Source organism: Pseudomonas mangiferae, from assembly GCF_007109405.1.
Classification (GTDB): Bacteria; Pseudomonadota; Gammaproteobacteria; order Pseudomonadales; family Pseudomonadaceae; genus Pseudomonas_T; species Pseudomonas_T mangiferae.
On the sequence record NZ_VJOY01000004.1, the window covers coordinates 49487 to 69865 of the forward strand.

The window sequence follows — 20379 nt, forward strand, 5'->3', positions numbered from 1 at the left end:
ATGACCACCCTCTGCTCCCTGCTCGCCACCGCGAGCCTGCCGGAATCGCCCACCGCACGCCTGGACGCCGAGCTGCTGCTGGCCGCCGCCCTGGGCAAGCCGCGCAGCTACCTGCACACCTGGCCCGAGCGCATCGCCCCGCGCGAGGTGGCCACGGCCTTCGCCGAGTCCCTGGCACGGCGCCAGCGCGGCGAGCCGGTGGCCTACATCCTCGGCCGCCAGGGCTTCTGGAGCCTCGACCTGGAGGTGGAGCCCCATACCCTGATCCCCCGGGCCGACACCGAGCTGCTGGTGGAGGCCGCCTTGGCGTGCGCCGCGGCGACCCCGGCGCGGGTCCTCGACCTGGGGACCGGCAGCGGCGCCATCGCCCTGGCCCTGGCCAGCGAGCGGCCGGCCTGGCAGGTGTGCGGCGTCGACCGCGTGCCCGAGGCGGTGGCCCTGGCCGAGCGCAACCGCCAGCGGCTGGGCCTGGACAACGCCCGCTTCTGCGCCAGCCACTGGTTCTCCGCCCTGGCCGGCGAGCGCTTCGAGCTGATCGTCAGCAACCCCCCCTACATCGCCGCCGAGGACTACCACCTGGGCGAGGGCGACGTGCGTTTCGAGCCCCTCAGCGCCCTGGTCGCCGGGCCGGACGGCCTCGACGACATCCGCCGGATCGTCGCCGACGCGCCGACGCACCTGGACGCAGGCGGCTGGCTGCTGCTGGAGCACGGCTTCGACCAGGGGCCGGCGGTGCGCCAGTTGCTGGAAGGCCAGGGCTTCGTCGCCGTGGCCAGCCGCCGCGACCTGGGCGGCCACGAGCGCATCAGCCTCGGCCAGTGGCGCTGAGCGCGGAGCGCCCGGGTGATGCTCTCTGACGAGGACCTGCTGCGCTACAGCCGGCAGATTCTGCTGCCGCAGGTAGACATCGATGGCCAGCTGCGCCTGCGGGACGGCCGCGCGCTGATCGTCGGCCTCGGCGGGCTGGGCTCGCCGGCGGCCCTCTACCTGGCCGCTGCCGGGGTCGGCGAGCTGCACCTGGCGGACTTCGACCAGGTCGACCTGAGCAACCTGCAGCGCCAGGTGATCCACGACACCGCGGCCCTGGGCCGGCCCAAGGTGGAGTCGGCGGCGCAGCGCCTGCGCGGCCTGGTGCCGGACCTGCGCCTGCAGCTGCACGGCGCCCTCGACGCCGACACCCTCGCCACTGCGGTGGCGGCGGTGGACGTGGTGCTGGACTGCTCCGACAACTTCGCCACCCGCGAGGCGGTCAACGCCGCCTGCGTGGCCGCCCGCGTGCCCCTGGTGAGCGGCGCGGCGATCCGCCTGGAAGGCCAGCTGGCCACCTTCGATCCGCGTCGCGCCGACAGCCCCTGCTACCACTGCCTCTACGGCCAGGGCGGCGACGATGCCCTGACCTGCAGCGAAGCCGGAGTGATCGGCCCGCTGGTGGGCCTGGTGGGCAGCCTGCAGGCCCTGGAGGCGCTCAAGCTGCTGGCCGCTTTCGGCGAGCCCCTGGTGGGCCGCCTGCTGCTGGTGGATGCCCTGGGCAGCCGCTTCCGCGAGCTGAAGGTGCGGCGCGATCCGGCCTGCGCCGTGTGCGGGGGTGCCCATGGCCAGTGAGGCGCCGGTCGGGGTCTTCGATTCCGGCGTCGGCGGCCTCTCGGTGCTGGCCGAGATTCGCCGCGAGCTGCCCGCCGAAAGCCTGTTCTACGTCGCCGATGGCGGTCACATTCCCTACGGCGAGAAGAGCCCGGCCTATATCCGCGAGCGCTGCCGCCACGTCGCCGCGTTCCTCCGGGAGCGGGGCGCCAAGGCCCTGGTGCTGGCCTGCAACACCGCGACGGTGGCCGCCGTCGCCGACCTGCGCGCCTGCTACCCGGACTGGCCGATCGTCGGCATGGAGCCGGCGGTGAAGCCGGCGGCGGCCGCCACCCGGGTCGGCACGGTGGGCGTGCTAGCCACCACCGGAACCCTGCAGAGCGCCCGCTTCGCCGCACTGCTGGACCAGTTCGCCCACGGCGTGCGGGTGGTCACCCAGCCCTGCCCGGGGCTGGTGGAGCAGGTGGAGCGGGGCGACCTGGACGGCCCGCGGAGCCGCGCGCTGCTGGCCGGCTTCGTCGAGCCCCTGCTGGCCGAAGGCTGCGACACGATCATCCTCGGCTGCACCCATTACCCCTTTCTCAAGCCGCTGCTGCGCGAGCTGGTGCCCGAAAGCGTCAGCCTGGTGGACACCGGCGCCGCGGTGGCCCGGCGACTGGCCGCGCTGCTGGCCGAGCGCGGCCAGCGGGCGGCCGGCCCGGCAGCGCCGACACGCCTGTGGAGCAGCGGCGATCTCCCCGTTTTAAGAGCCATTCTGCCCCGATTGTGGCGAGAACCCGTGGACGTCGAAGCGCTCGATTCCTGAGGGATTATCTTCTCTGAACGCTTTCACGTATCGTGGGTCAGTCATGGCAGGTTTTAGCCTGATGCTGGAAACACACATAAGGATGCAAACGATGAAAAAACTCCTCTCTTTGGCCGTGGCAGCGTTGATCGCGTCGGGCACCGTGCTCACCAGCCAGGCGGCTGAGCTGGGCGGAGCGGTCGGGGTAACCGGCCAGGGCGACATGACCTATCGCCTGGGCGCCGGCTTCGATTGGGACAAGAGCTGGATGGAGTCCTCCACCGGTCGCCTCACCGGCTACTGGGACCTGGGCTACACCTACTGGGAAGGCGGCGACCAGGCTGGCGGCGAGCATTCCCTGTCGTTCGCACCGGTCTTCGTCTACGAGTTCGCCGGCCAGAACGTCAAGCCCTTCATCGAAGCCGGCATCGGTGTCTCGGTGTTCTCCGCCACCCACGTGGGCGACAAGAACCTGGGCTCGGCCTTCAACTTCGAAGACCGCATCGGCCTGGGCCTGAAGTTCGGCGACACCCAGCGGGTCGGCCTCCGCGCCACCCACTACTCCAACGCTGGTATCAAGGAGCCCAACGACGGCATCGAGTCCTACGCGCTGTTCTACAGCCACTCGATCTGATCGGGGCGACGCGGCCGGCACCCGCCGGCCACGCGATACGAAAAAGCCGGGCATCTGCCCGGCTTTTTCATGCCTGCCCGGCGGGCCGGCGCGGCAGGTCGCGGAACGCCGCCAGCACCCGTTCCCGGCTTTCCTTGAGGTCCACCAGGGGCGCCGGGTAACCGACAGCCCGGCGTTCCGCCGCGCTGGGCCAGTGGGGATCGCGGCAGTCCTTCAGTTCCGGCAGCCAGGTGCGCAGGAACCGCCCCTGGGCATCGAAACGACGGGCCTGGCTGACCGGGTTGAACATCCGGAAGTAGGGCACCGCGTCGGTGCCGGTGGAGGCGCTCCACTGCCAGCCGCCATTGTTGGAAGCGAGGTCGCCGTCGATCAGGTGGCGCATGAAATGGCGCTCGCCTTCGCGCCAGTCGATCAGCAGGTTCTTGCTGAGGAACATCGCCGCCACCATGCGCAGCCGGTTGTGCATCCAGCCGGTGGCCGCCAGTTGGCGCATCGCTGCGTCCACCAGGGGGATGCCGGTGCGGCCTTCCTGCCAGGCGAGCAGCTCGTCCGGCGCCCGGCGCCAGGGCAGCGCCTCGGTCTCCGGGCGGAACGCCCGGTGCATCGAGACCCGCGGGTAGCCCACCAGGACGTGGCGATAGAACTCCCGCCAGAGCAATTCGTCGATCCAGGTCCGCGGGCCCGAGCCGCCGCTGTCCAGTTCGCCGACGTTGGCCGCCAGGGCCGCGTGCAGGCACTGGCGTACCGACACCGCCCCCACCGCCAGGGGCGCGGAAAGCCGGCTGGTGCCGTCTTCGGCGGGTAGGTCGCGGCCGCTGTCGTAGTCCTCCAGGGCGCTGTCGGCGAAGGCCTGCAGACGCTCCCGGGCCGCCGCCTCGCCTGCCGGCCAGTCGGCGCGCAGGATGGCGTTGGGCGGCGCGAACCCCTCGGCTGTGTGGGGCAGCGGGTCGCTGGGAATCGCGGGGCGGCGCTGTGCGGCCGGCACCGGCCGGCACACCGGCGGGGCGGTGCGCAGCCGCTCCAGGCAGACCCGGCGGAACTGGCCGAACACCTTGAAATAGCCGCCGCCGCGGGTCAGCACGCTACCCGGGGGCAACAGCGTCTGGTCCAGGTGCAGGCGCCAGGCGACCCCGGCCGACTCCAGGGCTTCGGCCACCGCCGCGTCGCGGCGCTGCTCGTCGACGCCGTACTCCGCGTTGGCCTCCACCGCCGTCACCGTCCAGCGCTGGCAGACCGCCGCCAGCGCCGCCGGCGCCTCGCTCCAGGACGCCACCTCGCGCACCAGCAGCGGCACGCCCAGCCGCTCCAGGTCCCCCGCCAGGGCGGCCAGGGTGCGCAGGCGATAGTCCACCTTGCAGGGCGCCTCGTCGTGGGCGCGCCACTGGGCCGGGCTGTGGAGGAATAGCGCCACGGCCGGCCCGTCATCCAGGGCCGCGTGCAGGGCGGGGTTGTCGGCGACCCGCAGGTCGTTGCGCAGCCAGACCAGCCGGGTCATGGCCGCTCCCGGGCATCGGGCTCCAGGGCACCGGTCCGCTGCAGGTAGGCGAGGGCGGCCGGCGGGTCGTCCGCCAGGCCCAGGCCGTCAACGCTGGCCAGCGCTTCTTGGTGGATGCGCGCGGCCGGGCCGGCCAGCACGAGGGGAATGTCCACCGAGGTCGCCAGGCGGGTCAGCTGCCGCTGCAGGCGACCCCCTTCCAGGGCCTGGCTGGCGTACAGCAGCAGCGCCCGCGGGCGCATCCGCTCCACCGCCAGGGCCCACTCGGCGGCGGGGACCGGCCCGTCCAGCACCTGCACCGCACAGCCGGCGCAGGACACCAGCCAGGCGCTCAGCCACAGGCCGGGCTCCAGGGGGCGGTCCGACAGGTTGAGCATCAGCAGCGGCGCACCGCCCTGGTGCTGGTTGTGGTGGTAGAGGCGGGCACCCAGCTTGGCCCGCAGCCAGCTGTGGAAGAACGCCCGCTGCAACTGGGCGCCGAAGCGGTCCTGCCAGCGTCGCTCCAGCTCGTCCAGCAGCGGCATCAGCAGGTGCTCGCAGAGGGTGGCGGCCGGGTACAGCGCCAGGGCCTGGTTGAAGCGGTCGTCCAGGGTCCGCTCGGCCAGCGCCTCGATGGCCTCGACCAGCGCCTGGCGCTGGGCCGGCCACTGGCCGTCCACCGGGGCCGCGCGCACCTCGTCGGCCTGGCGCGGGTCCTCCAGCAGGTTCTTGACCTGGCCCACCGCGACGCCGCGGTCGAGCCAGGCGAGGATGTCGCGGATGCGCACCACGTGTTCGTCGCGGTACAGGCGGTGCCCCTTGGGCGTGCGCTGCGGCACGATCAGGCCGTAGCGGCGCTCCCAGGCGCGCAGGGTAACCGGGTTGACCCCGGTGCGGCGGGCCACTTCGCGGATCGGCAGCCAGCCGTCGGCGAGGGCCTGGCGCAGGTCGGCGGCATCGTGGGAAGGCGAATCGTCGAGATCAGATGGCATTGCGCAGGCTCAGGGTTTCCGGGTGGGGCTGCAGGTACACCTGGCGCGCCAGGTAGTCGTCGGGGTGCTGGCGAAGGTGGTGCTTGAGCAGGGTCAGCGGCACCACAAGGGGCACCACGCCGTCGCGGTACTGGTCGATGAGCTGGCGCAGCTCGCGGCGGTCGCCGCCGTCCAGGGCACGCTTGAGGTAGCCGCTGAGGTGCTGCAGCACGTTGCTGTGGGTGCCGCGGGTGGCACACTTGCCCAGGGCGGCCATCAGCCGGGAGAAATAGCGCGGGCCCAACTGCGCCGGGTCGTGCTGGCCGATGTCCCCCAGCAGGTGGCCGAGGGTCTTGTAGCTGTCCGGGTCGTTGGCCATCAGCAGGTACTTGTGGCGCGCGTGGAAGTCGAGGATCGCGCCACGGCTGAGGCCGTCGCGGCACAGGGCGTCCCAGTCCGCGCAGACGTACACCCGGGTGACGAAATTTTCCCGCAGCACCGGGTCGTGGAGGCGGCCTTCCTCTTCCATCGGCAGGTCCGGCCGCGCCGCGCGGAAGGCCTGGGCGAACACTCCGCTGCCACCGCCCTCGGTGGGGTAGCCGTTGTCCCGGTAGACCTTCACCCGCTGCATGCCGCAGGAGGGCGAGCGCTGCATGAAGATGAAGCCGCTGAGGTCGTCCAGGCGCTGCGCCATGCGCGTGCCGTAGTCCGCCAGAGCCTCGGTGACGTCGAGGCCCGGGTCGCGGCTGCCCACCGCCCGGGGCGCCGCCGGGTCGCCCACCAGGCGGATCGGCGCGCGGGGGATGCCCAGGCCGATGGCGGTCTCCGGGCACAGCGGGACGAACTCGAAATGCTCGGCGAGGCGGTCGCACAGGGACGACGCCTTGTGGCCGCCGTTGTAGCGGACTGCGGCGCCCAGCAGGCAGGCGCTGATACCGATCCGGGGTCTGCTGGCCATGGTGTCCTCGCGGTGCCGTGAAAACTTGTACATAGGAAATAATCTGTACAACCCTTGTGCATGATAGACGGCGAACGGCAGGGGTCAACGCTTTTTGTCGAACGGCGGGGCGGCGCGGGGATGCTAAGCTCGGCGCTTTTTCCAGGAGCGCCCCGGTGAGCGAGATTCCCTCTCAGCCCCAGCCGGCCGCGTCGCCGGTGGCCAAGTCGTGGTTCGTCTACCTGGTGCGGGCGGCCAACGGGGCGTTGTACTGTGGCATCAGCGACGACCCCCGCCGACGCTTCGCCCAGCACTGCGCGGGGCGCGGCGCTCGGTTCTTCCGCTCCAGCCCGGCCCAGGCCCTGGTCCACGTCGAGGCCTGCGCCGACAAGGGCGCGGCCTTGCGCCGCGAGCGGGCCATCAAGCGCCTGGGCAAGGCCGCCAAGGAGCGCCTGCTGGACCCGACTGCCATCATCCAGCGGGTGGATGGGCCGTCATCCGCCACCGCTCCTTCCATGGGCGGCGCCGCGCTCGAGGGGTAAGCTGCGGTTTTCCCCTTCACCGCGGAGCCGCCATGCACGAGTTGATCCTGCACCACTACCCCACCTCGCCGTTCGCCGAGAAGGCCCGCCTGATGCTGGGCTTCAAGGGCCTCGCCTGGCGTTCGGTGACCATCCCCGCCCTGATGCCCAAGCCGGACCTGGTCGCCCTGACCGGCGGCTACCGCAAGACCCCGGTGCTGCAGGTGGGCGCGGACATCTACTGCGACACCGCGCTGATCGCCCGGCGCCTGGACGCGGAGAAGGCGACGCCGCCGCTGTTCCCGGATGCCCAGGCTTTCACTGCGGCGTCCTTCGCCCAGTGGGCCGACAACCAGCTGTTCCTGCGCGCGGTGAGTCTGGTGTTCCAGCCGGAATCCGCCGCGCTGCGCTTCGCCCGGCTGCCGCCGGAGGTGGCCAAGGCGTTCATGGCGGACCGCGGGGCGCTGTTCAGCGGCGGCAGCGCGACCCGGGTACCCCTGGAGGTGGCCCAGGGCGAATGGCCGACCTTGATGGGCCGGCTGGCGCGGCAGCTGGAGCGCCAGGACGGCGATTTCCTGTTCGGCGCCCCCAGCGTCGCCGACTTCGCCGTGGCCCACTGCCTGTGGTTCCTCCAGGGGACGCCGGTCACTGCGCCGCTGGTGGACGGCTACCCGGCGGTAGCCGCCTGGCTCGGCCGGGTGCTGGGCTTCGGCCATGGCGCCCACAGCCCGCTGGAGGCCGAGGAGGCCCTGGCGATCGCCCGCGAGGCAACACCGGCGCCGTTGCCGGAGCACCCCGTGGCGTTGCCGGGCATCGAGCCGGGCCAGCGGGTGGCGGTGGCCGCCACCGACTATGGCGTTGACCCGGTGGAAGGGGACCTGGTGTACGCCGGGGAGGAAGAACTGGTGGTGCGTCGCGAAGACCCGCGCGCCGGGGTCGTTCACGTCCACGTGCCACGCCTGGGGTTCCGGGTCGAGGCCCGCTGAGACAGCGCCGCGGGCCGGGGGAAGCCCCTCGGTCCGGGCGCCGCCGGGGTTTTCGCAGCGTCGCCCCGCGAGGGTAAGGCCAGCAGGCAGACTGGACGGTGGCCTCAACCTGCATGCCTGCGCACCCAACCCCATAAGCGGGATCGACCCGCCGGGCAGGAGTTGCGGCTCTTCCGTGAGCGGCAAGCCGCGCCAACCTCGCCCTGCCGCCGAACAACTTGGCGACCAATGAAGGCAAGGTAGCGCTCACCCCCGATCAGGTGCTGCTGGAAGATAAAGTGGCGAGTGGAGGTCGGCGGTGGCTCGCAGGTGTCACCGCAGGCGGCCAATATTCAGGAGCGACGACCGCCCATGAACACCATTGCGAAATACAGCGATGAAATTCGCCAGCACCTGCTGCACGGAGGCTTCGATGACGAGGCCGGGCACATCCGACAGCTGACCCACGAGGTGCTCGATGAACAGCTGCCTGCCCAAACCCGCAGAAAAGCGGCCGTCGATCTGATCGACCGCTGTCATGTCCGTTGGCTGGGCGACTATTACATTCCCGATATCGACTACAACGCCTGGGGTAACCTGCTGACGAGGTTCGCCAAGGCGCTGAACACGTTTTTGCGGACATGAAAAGCGCCAGGCTCGCTTGGCCTGCGACGCGCAGCTGTGGCGCCCGATGGTCGCCCCACCCGCGGCCAACTACCGCGCCAGCCGACGACGCCAAGGTGATCGGCGAAATGCACCCACTCATGCTGCCGCAGTACCTTGCCGAAGGCTCGAGCAAGGTGTCGCGCCCATGACGGAGAGGGGCTGATCGAGGCCATTCAGCGCCTCTAGCGAATGGTCCAGCCCTCGCCCGTCGACCCTAACCACCTGCGCTTGAACAGGCTGGGCGCCCGCGACGAGAACCGCACCTGCTTTACGATGACTCGGGCCGGCTGGCGCACCGGCAGGGCACGGCGGGAGCAAGGCCACGAGGACCCACGCCGAGCCCGCCTTGCACCCTGGTGCTTGCCGGGGTTGGCCTAGGGTGCGCGGTAGGCCGCCAGCACGCCGTCGGGGTCGTAGCCGGCGATCACCGTGCCGCGCACCACCACCAGCGGGACGCCACGGCCCCCCAGGGCCCGGAAGGCGCGGCGGCCTTCGTCGGACTGCTCCACGTCCCATTCCCGGTAGGGGATGGCGTGTTCCTTGAGGAGGGCGCGGGTCTTGGCGCAGTAGCCACACCAGGACGTGGCGTAGAGCACCACCTCGCCGGAGCCGGATGCCACCGGCGCCGGGTGCAGCCAGGCGTCCAGGCGCTCGCGGTGCTGCCAGGCGAACAGGCCGGTCAGGGCGAGGAGGGTCAGGGCGCGCTTCATCTCAGTCCTGGCGCCGCTTGAGCTGGTCGCGCAACTGGGTCGGCACCTGGCGGATGATCAGCACGTCGCGGACTTCGTCGTATTCGATCTTCGAACCCAGCAGGTGGGATTCGAAGCTGATGGACAGCCCCTCGGCGCGGCCGGTGAAGCGGCGAAACTGGTTGAGGGTGCGCTTGTCTGGCGGGATTTCCGGGGACAGCCCGTAGTCCTTGTTGCGGATGTGCTCGTAGAACGCCTTCGGCCGCTCCTCGTCGATCAGCCCGGACAGCTCCTCCAGGGTCATCGGTTCCCCCAGGCGCGCCTGGGTGCTGGCGTAGTCCACCAGGGCCTCGGTCTTCTCCCGGGCCTGGTCCTCGGCCAGGTCCTCGCTTTCCACGAAGTCGCTGAAGGCCTTGAGCAGGGTGCGGGTCTCCGAGGGGGCGTCGACGCCTTCCTGGCAGCCGATGAAGTCGCGGAAGTAGTCCGAGACCTTCTTGCCGTTCTTGCCCTTGATGAACGAAATGTACTGCCGCGACTGCTTGTTGGTGCGCCATTCCGACAGGTTGATGCGCGCCGCCAGGTGCAGCTGGCCCAGGTCCAGGTGCCGCGCCGGGCTCACCTCCAGGGCCTCGGTGACCGCCACCCCTTCGCTGTGGTGCAGCAGGGCGATGGCCAGGTAGTCGGTCATGCCCTGCTGGTAGTGGGCGAACAGCACGTGGCCGCCCACCGACAGGTTGGACTCCTCCATCAGCCGGGTCAGGTGCTCCACGGCCTCGCGGCTGAAGGCGGTGAAGTCCCGCTCCTCGTTCAGGTAGGCAGTCAGCCAGCCGCTGAACGGGTAGGCCCCGGATTCCTCGTGGAACAGCCCCCAGGCCTTGTTCTGCTTGGCGTTGTAGCTGTCGTTGAGGTCGGCCAGCAGGTTCTCCATGGCCTGCGACTCGCCCAGTTCGCTGTCGCGGGCATGCAGCACCGCCGGCGAACCGTCGGGCTTCTTCTCGATCAGGTGGACGATGCATTGGCGGATGGGCATGGGCGTCTCGATGGCAAGCGAAGGCACCCATGGTAACCGAGGCGGGGGCTCAGGCCGAAGGTTCGCCGTCGTGCAGGGCCGGCCGCGCCCGGCGGGTGCGCAGCCCGTCCAGCAGGGCAAGGATCGCCAGCAGGCCGAGGGCATACAGCGCATCGCCGCCCAGGGCCAGCAGCACCCCGCTGCAGAGCAGCGTGGACAGCGCCGCGACTGCCCGCCAGATGCCTTTCAACAGTACGCAACCGGCGGCCATGCTGAGCAGGTAGATCACCACGAAGTTGCCGTTGGCGTAGCGGATCAGGTGGTCCACCGACAGCCCGGACAGCGCGGCCAGGACGGTGCACAGGGCGCAGATCAGCACCACTAGGGCGAGGGCCCGCGCCGGCACTCCGTGGGCGTTGCGCCGCGCCAGGGGCGCCGGCAGCTTGCCTTCGTCGGCGAGGCTCCAGATCAGCCGGGCGAAGCCCTGGACGTACACGTTCATCGAGGCGAAGCAGGCCAGGTAGCCCACTACCGCGGCCAGCCAGCGTGCGTGGCCGCCCAGCACCTGGTCGAACAGCAGCGGCAGGGCGCCGGCGTTGCGCGCCGGGTCGCCATAGGTGCCGAAGCTCAGCACCGCCACCGAGCAGGCCCAGTACACCAGCCCGGCCAGCAGCACTCCCAGCAGCAGCGCCAGGGGGAAATCCCGCTGCGGGCGCTTGAATTCCTCGCCCAGGTGGGTGAACGCCTCGAGGCCGACGAAGCACCAGAACATCACCCCCAGGGCGCCGGCCAGCCGCGCGCCGTCCTCGCCCAGGGGCGGCAGCAGGGGCTGGCTGGCCCGGGGCAGGTCGCCGAACCACCAGATCAGCCCGACGCTGGCGACGATGGCCAGGGCGATCAGCCCCTGCACCCAGCCCGAGGCCCGGGCCGGGCGCTGGCCCAGCAGCAGGAAGGCCACCAGGGTGGCGAACTGGATCGCCAGGGTCTCGCCGCGGCCCAGGGCGAACAGCGCCTGCCAGAACCCGGTGGCAATGTTCAGCGCCGCCGGCAGCCCCACCGGCAGCACGGCGAGGAACAGCAGGGCGGTCAGCCGTTCCAGGCGCAGGCCGAAGGCCCGGCCGATCAGGTGCGGCGCGCCGCCGGCATGGGGGAAGCGGCGACCCAGCTGGGCGAAGGTGAAGGCCACCGGCAGCACCAGGGCGATGAGGATCAGCCAGGCCCACAGGGAGGCCGGGCCGGCGGCGGTGGCGGCCAGGGCCGGCACCACGAAGATGCCGGTGCCGAGCAGCGACGTGCTGAGCAGGGCGACGCCCTGCCAGAGGCCCAGTTCCGGATTCAGACGGCTCATGTTGTATGCTCGTGTCCACGTTGTCGTCGGTCCCCCATGGTAGGGGACGCGCGCCGCCGCGGCGTGCGGCGAAACGTCGGCATTGGCCGGCGTTCCGACGGAAAACCCATTCGACCTGCACCGCTTCCCCGCGCCCGCCCGCCGCCGGGTCGGCCCTCGCGCCGACGCGCCGCCCGGCCGGTGGCGTAAACCCCAAGGACACCGTTCGTGGACAAGTTCGACCGCCAGATCCTCGCCCTGCTGCGCGCCGATGCGCGCACCCCCGTCAGCCATATCGCCCGCGAGGTCAGCCTGTCGCGCTCGGCGGTGAGCGAGCGGGTCCGGCGCCTGGAGGCGGACGGGGTGATCCGCGGCTACCATGCCCAGGTGGCCGAGCCCGGCGCCGGTAGCGGGGTGCAGGCCTACCTGGAGCTGTTCTACAAGGACACCCGCTGCCTGGAGCACGTGGCGCGGATGCGTGCGTTCCCCGAGATCCGCCGCTGCTGCGGCATCAGCGGCGAGACCGACATGCTGGTCTACGTGGAGGCGCCGTCCATGGCCCGGCTCAGCGAGATCCGCGCCGCCATCGAGGGCTACCCCGGCATGCAGCGTGTGAAGACCCATGTGGTGGTGCAGGAGTGGGCGATGTGATCCGGCTGCTGCACACCTCCGACTGGCACCTGGGCCAGCACTTCCACGGCAAGACCCGCCAGGCCGAGCACCGTGCCTTCCTCCGCTGGCTGATCGAGCAGGTGCGGGAACGCGAGGTGGACGCCGTGCTGGTGGCCGGCGACGTGTTCGACACCGGCGCGCCTCCCAGCTACGCCCGCGAGCTGTACAACGACTTCATCGTCGCCCTGCGCGACACCGGCGCGCAGCTGGTGGTGCTGGGCGGCAACCACGATTCGGTGGCCACCCTGGGCGAGTCCCGCACCCTGCTGGCGTGCCTGAACACCCGGGTGATCCCGGCGGTGAGCGACGACCCCGACGAGCAGGTGCAGCTGCTGGCGCGACGCGACGGCACCCCTGGCGCATTGCTCTGCGCGATCCCCTATATCCGCCCGCGGGACGTGCTGCGCAGCGAGGCCGGGCAGAGCGCCGAGGACAAGCAGCGGGCCTTGCAGGACGCCATCCGCCGGCACTATCAGGCGCTGTTCGAGCGGGCCGAGGCGCGGCGCGCGGCGCTGGGCCTGGCCCTGCCCATCGTCGCCACCGGCCACCTGACCACGGTGGGCGCCAGCGGCGGCGACGCGGTGCGGGAAATCTACGTTGGCGCCCTGGAGGCCTTTCCCACCCACGCCTTCCCGGCCGCCGACTACATCGCCCTGGGCCACATCCACCGGCCGCAGACCGTGGGCGGGCTGGCCCACGTGCGCTACAGCGGCTCGCCGATCCCCCTGGCCTTCGACGAGGTGGGCCAGGCCAAGCAGGTGCTTCAGGTGGACCTGGACGCCGACGGCCTGCGCGCGGTGACGCCGCTGCCGGTGCCGTGCTTCCAGCCCCTGGCGGCCCTGCGGGGTACCCTGGCCGAGCTGGGTACGGCGCTGCGCGACGCGGCCCGGGCCGGCAGCCCGGAGCGGCCGGTGTGGGTGGATGCGCTGGTCTGCGGCGACGACTACCTCAGCGACCTCGCCGCGCCCCTGGCGGCGCTCCACGACGGCCTGCCGGTGGAGGTGCTGCGCATCCGCCGCGAGCGCGGCCGCGCCGTCGCCGGTCTCCCCGGGCAGACCGCGACCCTGGACGAGCTGGGCCCCCTGGAGGTGTTCGAGCAGCGCCTGGCAGGCGAAGCCCTGGCCGACGACGAGCGGGAACGGCTGCGCCAGCTCTACCGCGCGGTGCTCGCCGACCTGCCCGGCTGAGCCCCGGGCGACGTTCGTCGGGCCTGCGCCGATGGGCTGGAACAAGCCCGCGCCGGGCCCAGTCACCTCCTTGTACCCCCTCGCAAGGAGACCACGATGTCCGAGTTCGACGAACCCCTGTCCGCTACCCGGCGGGCCCCGGACCAGGTGCGCACGAAAAACCTGGACCGTACCGAGCGTACCCTTTCCCTGGTGGGCGGCGGCGCGCTGCTGTTCAACGGCCTGCGCGAAGGCGGCGTCGGCGGCCTGCTGCAGGCCGGCATGGGCGCGCTGCTGGCTTGGCGCGGCGCCAGCGGCCACTGCCGCCTCAAGCAGGCCACCACCGCCTCGCCCCTGGAGCGCCGCCTGCAACAGCATTACGGCTGGCGCAACCTGGAGGCCCTGAGCCGCAGCGTCACCATCGCCCGGCCCCGCAGCGAGGTGTTCCAGCGCCTGGCCGAGCCGGACGCGCTGGTCGAGGCCCTGGGCGGCGTGGAGCGCATCGAGGCGCTGGAGGATGGCCGCTCCCGCTGGACCTTCGGCGCGCCCCTGGGCAAGACCTTCGACCTGACCCTGAAGCGCGAGGAGTGCCGCGACGACGAGCGCCTGGTGTGGATGACCGAGGACGCCCGCTGGTTGCCCCACCGCTGCACCCTGAGCTTCGCCGACGCGCCCCATGGCCGCGGCACCGAGCTGCGCGTGCTGCTGGCCTGCGAGCCGCCGGCGGGGCGGGTCGGCTACGCCGCCGCATCGCTGTTCGGGCGGGTCACCGGCACGGTATTGATACGCGAGCTGCGGCGTCTCAAGCAGTACCTGGAAACCGGCGAGATCCCCACCGCCGGCGAACGCCCGGCCATCGCTGCCCAGGCTGCCGACAAGGACGAGCGCCCCTCCGCAGGCCGGACCTCGGCAGACAGTGCCGCCTCGTCTGGTCGCCCCTCTGCTGAGCGAACCGATGCTGGCCAAGCCTCGGCGACCCTGGCGAACGGGGAGGGCACGGCATGAGAGCGTTGACCTGGCAGGCCCCCAATAAACTGCAGGTGGACACCGTCCCGGACCCCGCCATCCTCAACCCCCGGGACGTGATCCTGCGGGTGACCCTGTCCTCGGTCTGCGGCTCCGACCTGCACCTGTTGGGCGGCTACGTGCCGGCGATGAAGCCCGGCGACATCATCGGCCACGAATTCCTCGGCGAGGTGGTGGAGGTGGGTTCGGCCATCAAGGGCTTCGCCAAGGGCGACCGGGTGATCAGCATCTCCATCATCGGCTGCGGCGACTGCGAGCACTGCAAGCGCAGCGATTTCTCCTGCTGCGACAACTCCAACCCCAACCCGGAGGCCACCGACCTGGCCTACGGCCAGCCGTGCTGCGGGATCATCGGCTACAGCCACGCCTTCGGCGGCTACGCCGGCAGCCACGCCACCTACGTGCGGGTGCCCTATGCCGACGTCAACCTGTTCAAGGTGCCCGACGGGGTGCGCGACGAGCAGGCGGTGTTCGTTTCCGATGCCGCGCCCACCGGCTACTTCGCCGCCGACCTGGCCGGTATCCAGCCCGGCGACACGGTGGCGGTGTGGGGCTGCGGCGGGGTCGGGCAGATGGCGATCCGCAGCGCCTACCTGCTGGGCGCGGAGCGGGTCATCGCCATCGACCGCTTCCCCGACCGCCTGGACCTGGCCGAGCGCAAGGCCGGCGCAGTGGTGCTGAACTACGAGACCACCAACGTCCACGAGGCGCTGCTGGAATTCACCGGCGGCCGCGGCCCGGACCGTTGCATCGACTGCGTCGGCATGGAAGCCCACGGCACCCAGCCGGACTACCTCTACGACCGCACCAAGCAGATGCTGCGCCTGCACACCGAACGAGGCTCGGTGCTGCGCCAGGCGATCCGCGCCTGCCGCAAGGGCGGCACGGTGTCGGTGATCGGCGTTTACGGCGGCGTGCTGGACAAGTTCCCCATGGGCGCCATCGTCAACAAGGCGCTGACCCTGCGCTCCGGCCAGCAGCCCGGCCAGCGCTATGCCGAGCGGCTGTTCGAGCACATCCGCAAGGGCGAACTGGACCCCTCCTACCTGCTGACCCACCCCATGAGCCTGGAGGACGCCCCGGCCGGCTACGGGTTGTTCAAGGACAAGCAGGACAGCTGCATGCGGGCGGTCTTCCGGCCCTGACGTTCAGCCGGCGCGGATCGCCTGCAGCAGGGCATCCGCGTCGGCCTGCAGGGTGTCCCGGGCCTGCTCCAGGGCAGCGCGTTCTTCCGCGGCCGTGCGCGCGTCCAGGTTGGCGTCCAGGTTGAGCAGTACCGCGCCCAGCGCGGCATGCAGCAGCCCGGCGCCCGCCACCACGTCGCTGCGCAGGCCGGGCTTGCACAGGGGCAAGGCGGCCCGGGCCGCCTCCAGCCCCTGGTGGCAGAGCCGGGCGCTGGCCAGGGGCACGGCCAGTGCCTGCCGGAGCGCCTCCGGCGCCGGGCCTTCGGGATGCTCCTTGTCGCTGGCCAGGTAAGCGTCGAAGGCCCGCACGTCGGCGTCCGCCTGCTGCCCCAGGGATTCGGTCAGGGTATCGCAGCGGCTCAGCAGGTCCTGCAGCGGTAGCCGGTCAGCCTCCGTTGCATCGGCGAGGGTGATGCGCACGGCCATCCCCACCAGGGCCATGCCCAGGCTGGCGCTCACCGCGCTGGCGGCGCCGCAGCTGGGGGTGGGCCGGTCCGCGCCCAGGGCGTCGCGGAAATCGGCCAGGGTCTGGTTCCACAGGCTATCGGTCATGGCGGGATTCCCCTTGGCGATGGACCTTCGAACGCACGCCGCCTCCGCAGGTTTCCCCGCTCCGGGTTCGCAGCGACGGGCTGCGGATGCCAGAATCGCCCCCTGGCCCCTCCGGTGACCCCATGAAAATCCTCAGTCTGCGCCTGAAGAACCTCAACGCCCTGAAAGGCGAGTGGAAGATCGACTTCACCGCCGAACCGTTCCGCGACAACGGCCTGTTCGCCATCACCGGCCCCACCGGGGCCGGCAAGACCACCCTGCTGGATGCCATCTGCCTGGCCCTCTACCACCGCACGCCGCGCATGGGCGCGCTGTCCGCCAGCAGCAACGAGCTGATGACCCGGCACTGCGCCGACTGCCTGGCGGAGGTGGAATTCGAGGTGCGCGGGGAGGGCTACCGCGCCTTCTGGAGCCAACGCCGCGCCCGCGACCGGGCCGACGGCGCACTGCAGCCGGCCAAGGCCGAGCTGGCCCACCTGGACGGGCGGATCATCTGCGACCGCCTGAGCGACAAACCCCGCGAAGTGGAACGCCTCACCGGGCTGGATTTCGACCGCTTCACCCGCTCCATGCTGCTGGCCCAGGGCGGTTTCGCCGCCTTCCTGGAGGCCGACGCCCGCAGCCGCGCGGAGCTGCTGGAGCAGCTCACCGGCACCGACATCTACGGCCGGCTTTCCCAGCGGGTATTCGAGCGGGCCCGCGAGGTGCGCGAGGCCCTGGACCACCTGCGCGCCCGGGCCGAGGGGGTAGAGCTGCTGGACGACGCCCAGCGCCAGGCCCTGGCCGAGGAAGGCGCGCGCCTGGAGCAGCACGACGCGGAGCTTCGCCAGCAGTTGGAGGACGCCACCGCCCAGCGTCAGTGGCGCACGGCCCTGGCCGCCGGCGAAGCGCGGCAGCGCGCCGCCACGGAGGACGAGCAGCGCGCCCGCCAGGCCCTGGCCGAGGCTGCCGACGACCTGCAGCGGCTGGCCGCCAGCGAGCCGGCGGCGCGCCTGCAGCCGCTGCACCGGGCGCATCAGGCCGCCGGGCGGGAGTTGGTGGCCACCCAGCAGACCCTGGCCGGGGTGCGCCTGGAGCACGAGCAGATCACCGAGGCCGCGCGTCGGCACCTGGGGCACGCGCAAGGGGCCGCCCGCCAGCTCGCCGCCGCCCACCAGGCCGCGGCCCAGGCGGTGGCGCATCAGCGCGAGGCGCTGGCGCGGCAAGTGGCCGGCCAGGCCCACCTGGGGGTGTTGCTGGAGCGCCTGAGCGACTGGCGCAGCCGCTTCGCCGCCCGCGCGGCCAATCGCCTGGAGATGGCCGATCTCCAGGCCCGCCAGCGCGAGGGGGCCGAGGCGCTGGCATGGGCCGGCGACGACCTGGCGGCCCGGCAGGTCGTCCTGGACCACGCCCACGCTGCGATGGCATCGGCACGCCAGGCCGAGGCCGACCTGCAACGGCAGTGGCGGGAAACCCTGGGGGAACGCGGCGAGGCCGACTGGCGCGCCGACTGGCAGCGCCTGCACGACCGCGGCCGCGGCCTGGAGCGGCTGCAGGCGCTGGCCGCGCAGCGCCGCGAACGGGAGGAGCAGCTGGCCCGCTGGACCGAGGCCCTGGCCGAGCGCACCCGCCAGCAGGCCGACACGCACGCCGAGCTGGCCGCCCTGCGGGAACGCTACCGCACGGTGCAGCAGCAGGTCCGCGACAAGGACACCCTGTTGCAGCAGGAGCAACGCATCCAGGCCCTGGAGGCCTACCGGGCGCAGCTCCAGCCCGGCGAAGCCTGCCCGTTGTGCGGCGCCCACGAACACCCGGCCATCGCCGCCTACCAGGCCCTGGACGTCTCCGAGACACAACGCGCCCTGGCGGCGGCCCGGGCGGAGCTGGAGCGCCTGAACGAGCGCGGCCAGGACCTCAAGGGCGAGGTGGAACGCCTGGACGAGCAGGTCCGGCAGCTCGCGGCGCAGCAGGAGGACGGGCAGCGGCAGCAGGCCGCCCTGCTGGACAGCCTGGAGCAGGAGGCGCGGGCGCTGGGCCTGGCCTCCGCGGACGACGACGAGGTGGCGCGGCAACGGGCGCAGCAAGGCCAGGCGCTGGCGGCGGCGCAGGCGACCCTGGCGCGCCTCGATGCCCTCAAGGCCGGGCTGGACGACGCACGCGGCGCTGTGCAGGTGGCCACGGCTGCCGAGGCCGAGGCCGCGGCGGCCGTGACGGCGGCCGACAATGCCCGTGTGCGGGCCCAGGACGGGCTGGACGCACTGGCTCAGCGGGTGCAGGCCACGGACGACCGCCAGCGTTCCCTGGAGGGCGACCTGGCGAGGGAGCTGGCGGAGCTGGGTCACGCCCTGCCGGACGAGGGCGAGGCCTGGCTGCGCCAGCGGGAGGCGGAGGTGGAAGCCTGGCAAGGGGCGCGGACGCGGGTCCAGGCCCTGGCCGAGCAGCAGGTGCGGCTGGAGGCCGAGTCGCGGGCAGCCAACCAGCGCGCCGAGTCCTGGAGCGCCCGGGGGGACGGCGTGGCCCCGGCCGGGACGGTGGAGGACCCGGCGGACGTCCAGGCGCTGGAGCGCGCCCTGTCCGACGCCGAGGCCCGGCTCGACGCGGCCCAGCGGCGCGGCGAACAGGTGCAGGGCGAGCAGGGGGCCCTGGCGCGCCTGCTGGAGCGCCAGCAGGAGGAGGCCCGGGCGGCGACCCACGCCTGGGATGAGGCCCTGGCCGTCAGCCCGTTCGCCGACGAAGGGGCATTCCTCGCCGCCTGCCTGGACGAGGCCGAGCGCGCCGCGTTGCAGGCGCGCAGGGAGGCCCTGCAGCGCGCCCTGGGCGACGCCCAGGCCCTGCGCGCGGCCGCGGAGCAGGCGCTGGCGGCGCTGGCCGCGGCGCCCCGCACGTCCCTGTCCGACGAGCAACTGGACGAGCGCCTGCAGGCCTTGCAGGCCGAGGCCCGGGCCTTGTCCCAGCGCCAGGGGGAAATCCGCGCCCAGTTGCAGGCGGACGACGCGCGGCGGCAGAACCAGCAGGCGCTGTTCGCCGCCATCGCCGGGCAGCAGGCGGAGCACGCCCGCTGGAACCAGCTCAACGGCCTGATCGGCTCGGCCGACGGCGCCAAGTACCGCAAGTTCGCCCAGGGCCTGACCCTCGACCACCTGGTGCACCTGGCCAACCGCCGCCTGGAGCGCCTGCACGGCCGCTACCAGCTGGCGCGCAGGGGCGGCGGCGACCTGGAACTGGAGGTGGTGGACACCTGGCAGGGCGACGTGGCCCGGGACACCCGCACCCTCTCCGGCGGCGAGAGCTTCCTGGTCAGCCTGGCCCTGGCGCTGGCCCTGTCGGACCTGGTCAGCCACAAGGCCAGCATCGACTCACTGTTCCTCGACGAGGGCTTCGGCACCCTGGACGGCGAGACCCTCGATATCGCCCTGGACGCCCTGGATGCCCTCAACGCCAGCGGCAAGACCATCGGCATCATCAGCCACATCGAGGCCCTCAAGGAGCGGGTGCCGGTGCAGCTGAATGTCTACAAGACCGCCGGCCTGGGCCATAGCCGCCTGGACCGGCGCTACGCGGTGGGGTCGGCATGAGCGCCCCGGCGCCGCAGGCCGCGGAGGCCTTCCTCGCCGGGCTGGACGAGGACTGGGCACGGCTGGTGGCCCGGGTGGGGCCCTGCGCCCACCGCCCCCGGCCGGACCGCGAGCCCTACGAGGCGCTGGTGCGCGCCATCGCCTACCAGCAGCTGCACGCGCGGGCCGGCGACGCCATGCTCGCCCGGCTGCTGGCGCTGTCCCCGGACGGCACGTTCCCGACGCCGCGGCTGCTGCTGGCCGTCGGCCCCGAGGCGTTGCGCGGCTGCGGCTTTTCCGCCGGCAAGGTGCTGGCCATGCAGGGCATCGCCGAGGCGACCCTGGCAGGCACGGTGCCCGCTCTGAAGGACGCTCTGGCCCTGGACGACGAAACCCTGGTGCGGCGACTGCTGCCGCTGCGCGGGGTGGGCCGCTGGACCGTGGAGATGCTGCTGATCTACAGCCTGGCGCGGCCGGATGTGCTGCCGGTGGACGACTTCGGCGTGCGCGAAGGCTACCGTCGGCTCAAGGGCCTGGCGGAGCAGCCGAAGCCGCGCCAGCTGGCGCAGCTGGGCCTGGCCTGGAGTCCCCATCGCACCGCCGCCGCCTGGTACCTCTGGCGGGTGCCGGCGGGCTGAGGAATTCGGCCGCAAGCGGCGGAGTGCGAGCCCCGGCGCCGGCGGGTACG

At 72.3% G+C, this 20379-nt stretch carries 20 protein-coding genes; 13 read left to right on the forward strand and 7 right to left on the reverse strand.

What is annotated here, in order from left to right; all coding sequences use genetic code 11:
• The 4 genes from prmC to FM069_RS06395 all read left to right on the forward strand — a co-directional run bounded on the left by prmC (nt 1) and on the right by FM069_RS06395 (nt 2999).
• The gene (gene prmC / locus FM069_RS06380) at nt 1-828 is read left to right on the forward strand and encodes a peptide chain release factor N(5)-glutamine methyltransferase (RefSeq protein ID WP_143487456.1); all 828 of its coding nucleotides are present in this window, start codon (nt 1-3) and stop codon (nt 826-828) included.
• 18 nt (nt 829-846) lie between these two features.
• Nucleotides 847-1602: a molybdopterin-synthase adenylyltransferase MoeB gene (gene moeB / locus FM069_RS06385; protein WP_143487457.1), complete on the forward strand. Its 756-nt coding sequence runs from the start codon at nt 847-849 to the stop codon at nt 1600-1602.
• Nucleotides 1592-2386, forward strand: a complete 795-nt coding sequence (gene murI, locus FM069_RS06390; RefSeq protein ID WP_143487458.1) for a glutamate racemase — start codon at nt 1592-1594, stop codon at nt 2384-2386. Before moeB ends, murI begins: the two co-directional genes overlap by 11 nt.
• 91 nt (nt 2387-2477) lie before the next feature.
• On the forward strand, nt 2478-2999 hold the full coding sequence (locus FM069_RS06395) for an acyloxyacyl hydrolase (RefSeq protein WP_143487459.1): 522 nt from the start codon (nt 2478-2480) through the stop codon (nt 2997-2999).
• A gap of 67 nt (nt 3000-3066) precedes the next feature.
• Here the strand turns inward: FM069_RS06395 and phrB are convergent, their stop codons facing one another.
• From phrB to FM069_RS06410, 3 genes are read right to left on the reverse strand one after another with little or no spacing between them, the layout of a single operon-like run.
• A complete protein-coding gene (gene phrB / locus FM069_RS06400; RefSeq protein WP_143487460.1) occupies nt 3067-4494 on the reverse strand; it encodes a deoxyribodipyrimidine photo-lyase in 1428 nt (475 codons plus the stop codon).
• Nucleotides 4491-5465, reverse strand: a complete 975-nt coding sequence (locus FM069_RS06405; protein WP_143487461.1) for a MerR family transcriptional regulator — start codon at nt 5463-5465, stop codon at nt 4491-4493. The genes phrB and FM069_RS06405 overlap by 4 nt, the downstream gene beginning before the upstream one ends.
• Nucleotides 5455-6402, reverse strand: coding sequence for a 2-thiouracil desulfurase family protein (locus tag FM069_RS06410; RefSeq protein ID WP_143487462.1), 948 nt, complete (start codon nt 6400-6402; stop codon nt 5455-5457). The genes FM069_RS06405 and FM069_RS06410 overlap by 11 nt, the downstream gene beginning before the upstream one ends.
• A gap of 155 nt (nt 6403-6557) precedes the next feature.
• On the opposite strand from FM069_RS06410, the gene FM069_RS06415 reads away from it, so the two are divergent.
• The 3 genes from FM069_RS06415 to FM069_RS06425 all read left to right on the forward strand — a co-directional run bounded on the left by FM069_RS06415 (nt 6558) and on the right by FM069_RS06425 (nt 8512).
• Complete coding sequence (locus FM069_RS06415; protein ID WP_407681561.1) at nt 6558-6923, forward strand: GIY-YIG nuclease family protein; 366 nt, start codon at nt 6558-6560, stop codon at nt 6921-6923.
• A gap of 32 nt (nt 6924-6955) precedes the next feature.
• Nucleotides 6956-7888, forward strand: coding sequence for a glutathione S-transferase family protein (locus tag FM069_RS06420; RefSeq protein ID WP_143487463.1), 933 nt, complete (start codon nt 6956-6958; stop codon nt 7886-7888).
• Between the two features lie 351 nt (nt 7889-8239).
• The gene (locus FM069_RS06425) at nt 8240-8512 is read left to right on the forward strand and encodes a hypothetical protein (protein WP_143487464.1); all 273 of its coding nucleotides are present in this window, start codon (nt 8240-8242) and stop codon (nt 8510-8512) included.
• Between the two features lie 395 nt (nt 8513-8907).
• Here FM069_RS06425 and FM069_RS06430 read toward each other — a convergent pair whose 3' ends face one another.
• Genes FM069_RS06430 through yjeH form a run of 3 tightly spaced genes read right to left on the reverse strand, consistent with a single transcriptional unit; the run spans nt 8908 to nt 11579 of the window.
• Complete coding sequence (locus tag FM069_RS06430) at nt 8908-9243, reverse strand: glutaredoxin family protein (RefSeq protein WP_143487465.1); 336 nt, start codon at nt 9241-9243, stop codon at nt 8908-8910.
• Between the two features lies 1 nt (nt 9244).
• Entirely contained in the window at nt 9245-10252 is a 1008-nt protein-coding gene (yejK, locus tag FM069_RS06435) for a nucleoid-associated protein YejK (protein WP_143487466.1), read from the reverse strand.
• 49 nt (nt 10253-10301) lie between these two features.
• Nucleotides 10302-11579, reverse strand: coding sequence for an L-methionine/branched-chain amino acid transporter (gene yjeH, locus FM069_RS06440; RefSeq protein WP_143487467.1), 1278 nt, complete (start codon nt 11577-11579; stop codon nt 10302-10304).
• Between the two features lie 207 nt (nt 11580-11786).
• Here yjeH and FM069_RS06445 point away from each other — a divergent pair, with 207 nt between their 5' ends.
• From FM069_RS06445 to FM069_RS06460, 4 genes are all read left to right on the forward strand, one after another.
• Entirely contained in the window at nt 11787-12209 is a 423-nt protein-coding gene (locus FM069_RS06445; protein ID WP_143487468.1) for an Lrp/AsnC family transcriptional regulator, read from the forward strand.
• Entirely contained in the window at nt 12209-13417 is a 1209-nt protein-coding gene (gene sbcD, locus FM069_RS06450; RefSeq protein WP_143487767.1) for an exonuclease subunit SbcD, read from the forward strand. The genes FM069_RS06445 and sbcD overlap by 1 nt, the downstream gene beginning before the upstream one ends.
• A gap of 96 nt (nt 13418-13513) precedes the next feature.
• Nucleotides 13514-14401: an SRPBCC family protein gene (locus tag FM069_RS06455; protein WP_143487469.1), complete on the forward strand. Its 888-nt coding sequence runs from the start codon at nt 13514-13516 to the stop codon at nt 14399-14401.
• Nucleotides 14398-15567 (forward strand): zinc-dependent alcohol dehydrogenase, encoded by a 1170-nt coding sequence (locus FM069_RS06460; protein ID WP_143487470.1) that lies wholly within the window; start codon nt 14398-14400, stop codon nt 15565-15567. The genes FM069_RS06455 and FM069_RS06460 overlap by 4 nt, the downstream gene beginning before the upstream one ends.
• 3 nt (nt 15568-15570) lie before the next feature.
• Here the strand turns inward: FM069_RS06460 and FM069_RS06465 are convergent, their stop codons facing one another.
• Nucleotides 15571-16158 (reverse strand): cyclodeaminase/cyclohydrolase family protein, encoded by a 588-nt coding sequence (locus FM069_RS06465; protein WP_143487471.1) that lies wholly within the window; start codon nt 16156-16158, stop codon nt 15571-15573.
• Between the two features lie 122 nt (nt 16159-16280).
• Between FM069_RS06465 and FM069_RS06470 the strand changes: the two genes are divergently transcribed.
• Together FM069_RS06470 and FM069_RS06475 are read left to right on the forward strand one after the other, a co-directional pair.
• The gene (locus tag FM069_RS06470) at nt 16281-19712 is read left to right on the forward strand and encodes an AAA family ATPase (RefSeq protein WP_143487472.1); all 3432 of its coding nucleotides are present in this window, start codon (nt 16281-16283) and stop codon (nt 19710-19712) included.
• The gene (locus FM069_RS06475; RefSeq protein WP_143487473.1) at nt 19709-20329 is read left to right on the forward strand and encodes a DNA-3-methyladenine glycosylase family protein; all 621 of its coding nucleotides are present in this window, start codon (nt 19709-19711) and stop codon (nt 20327-20329) included. The genes FM069_RS06470 and FM069_RS06475 overlap by 4 nt, the downstream gene beginning before the upstream one ends.
• Nucleotides 20330-20379 lie beyond the last annotated feature (50 nt).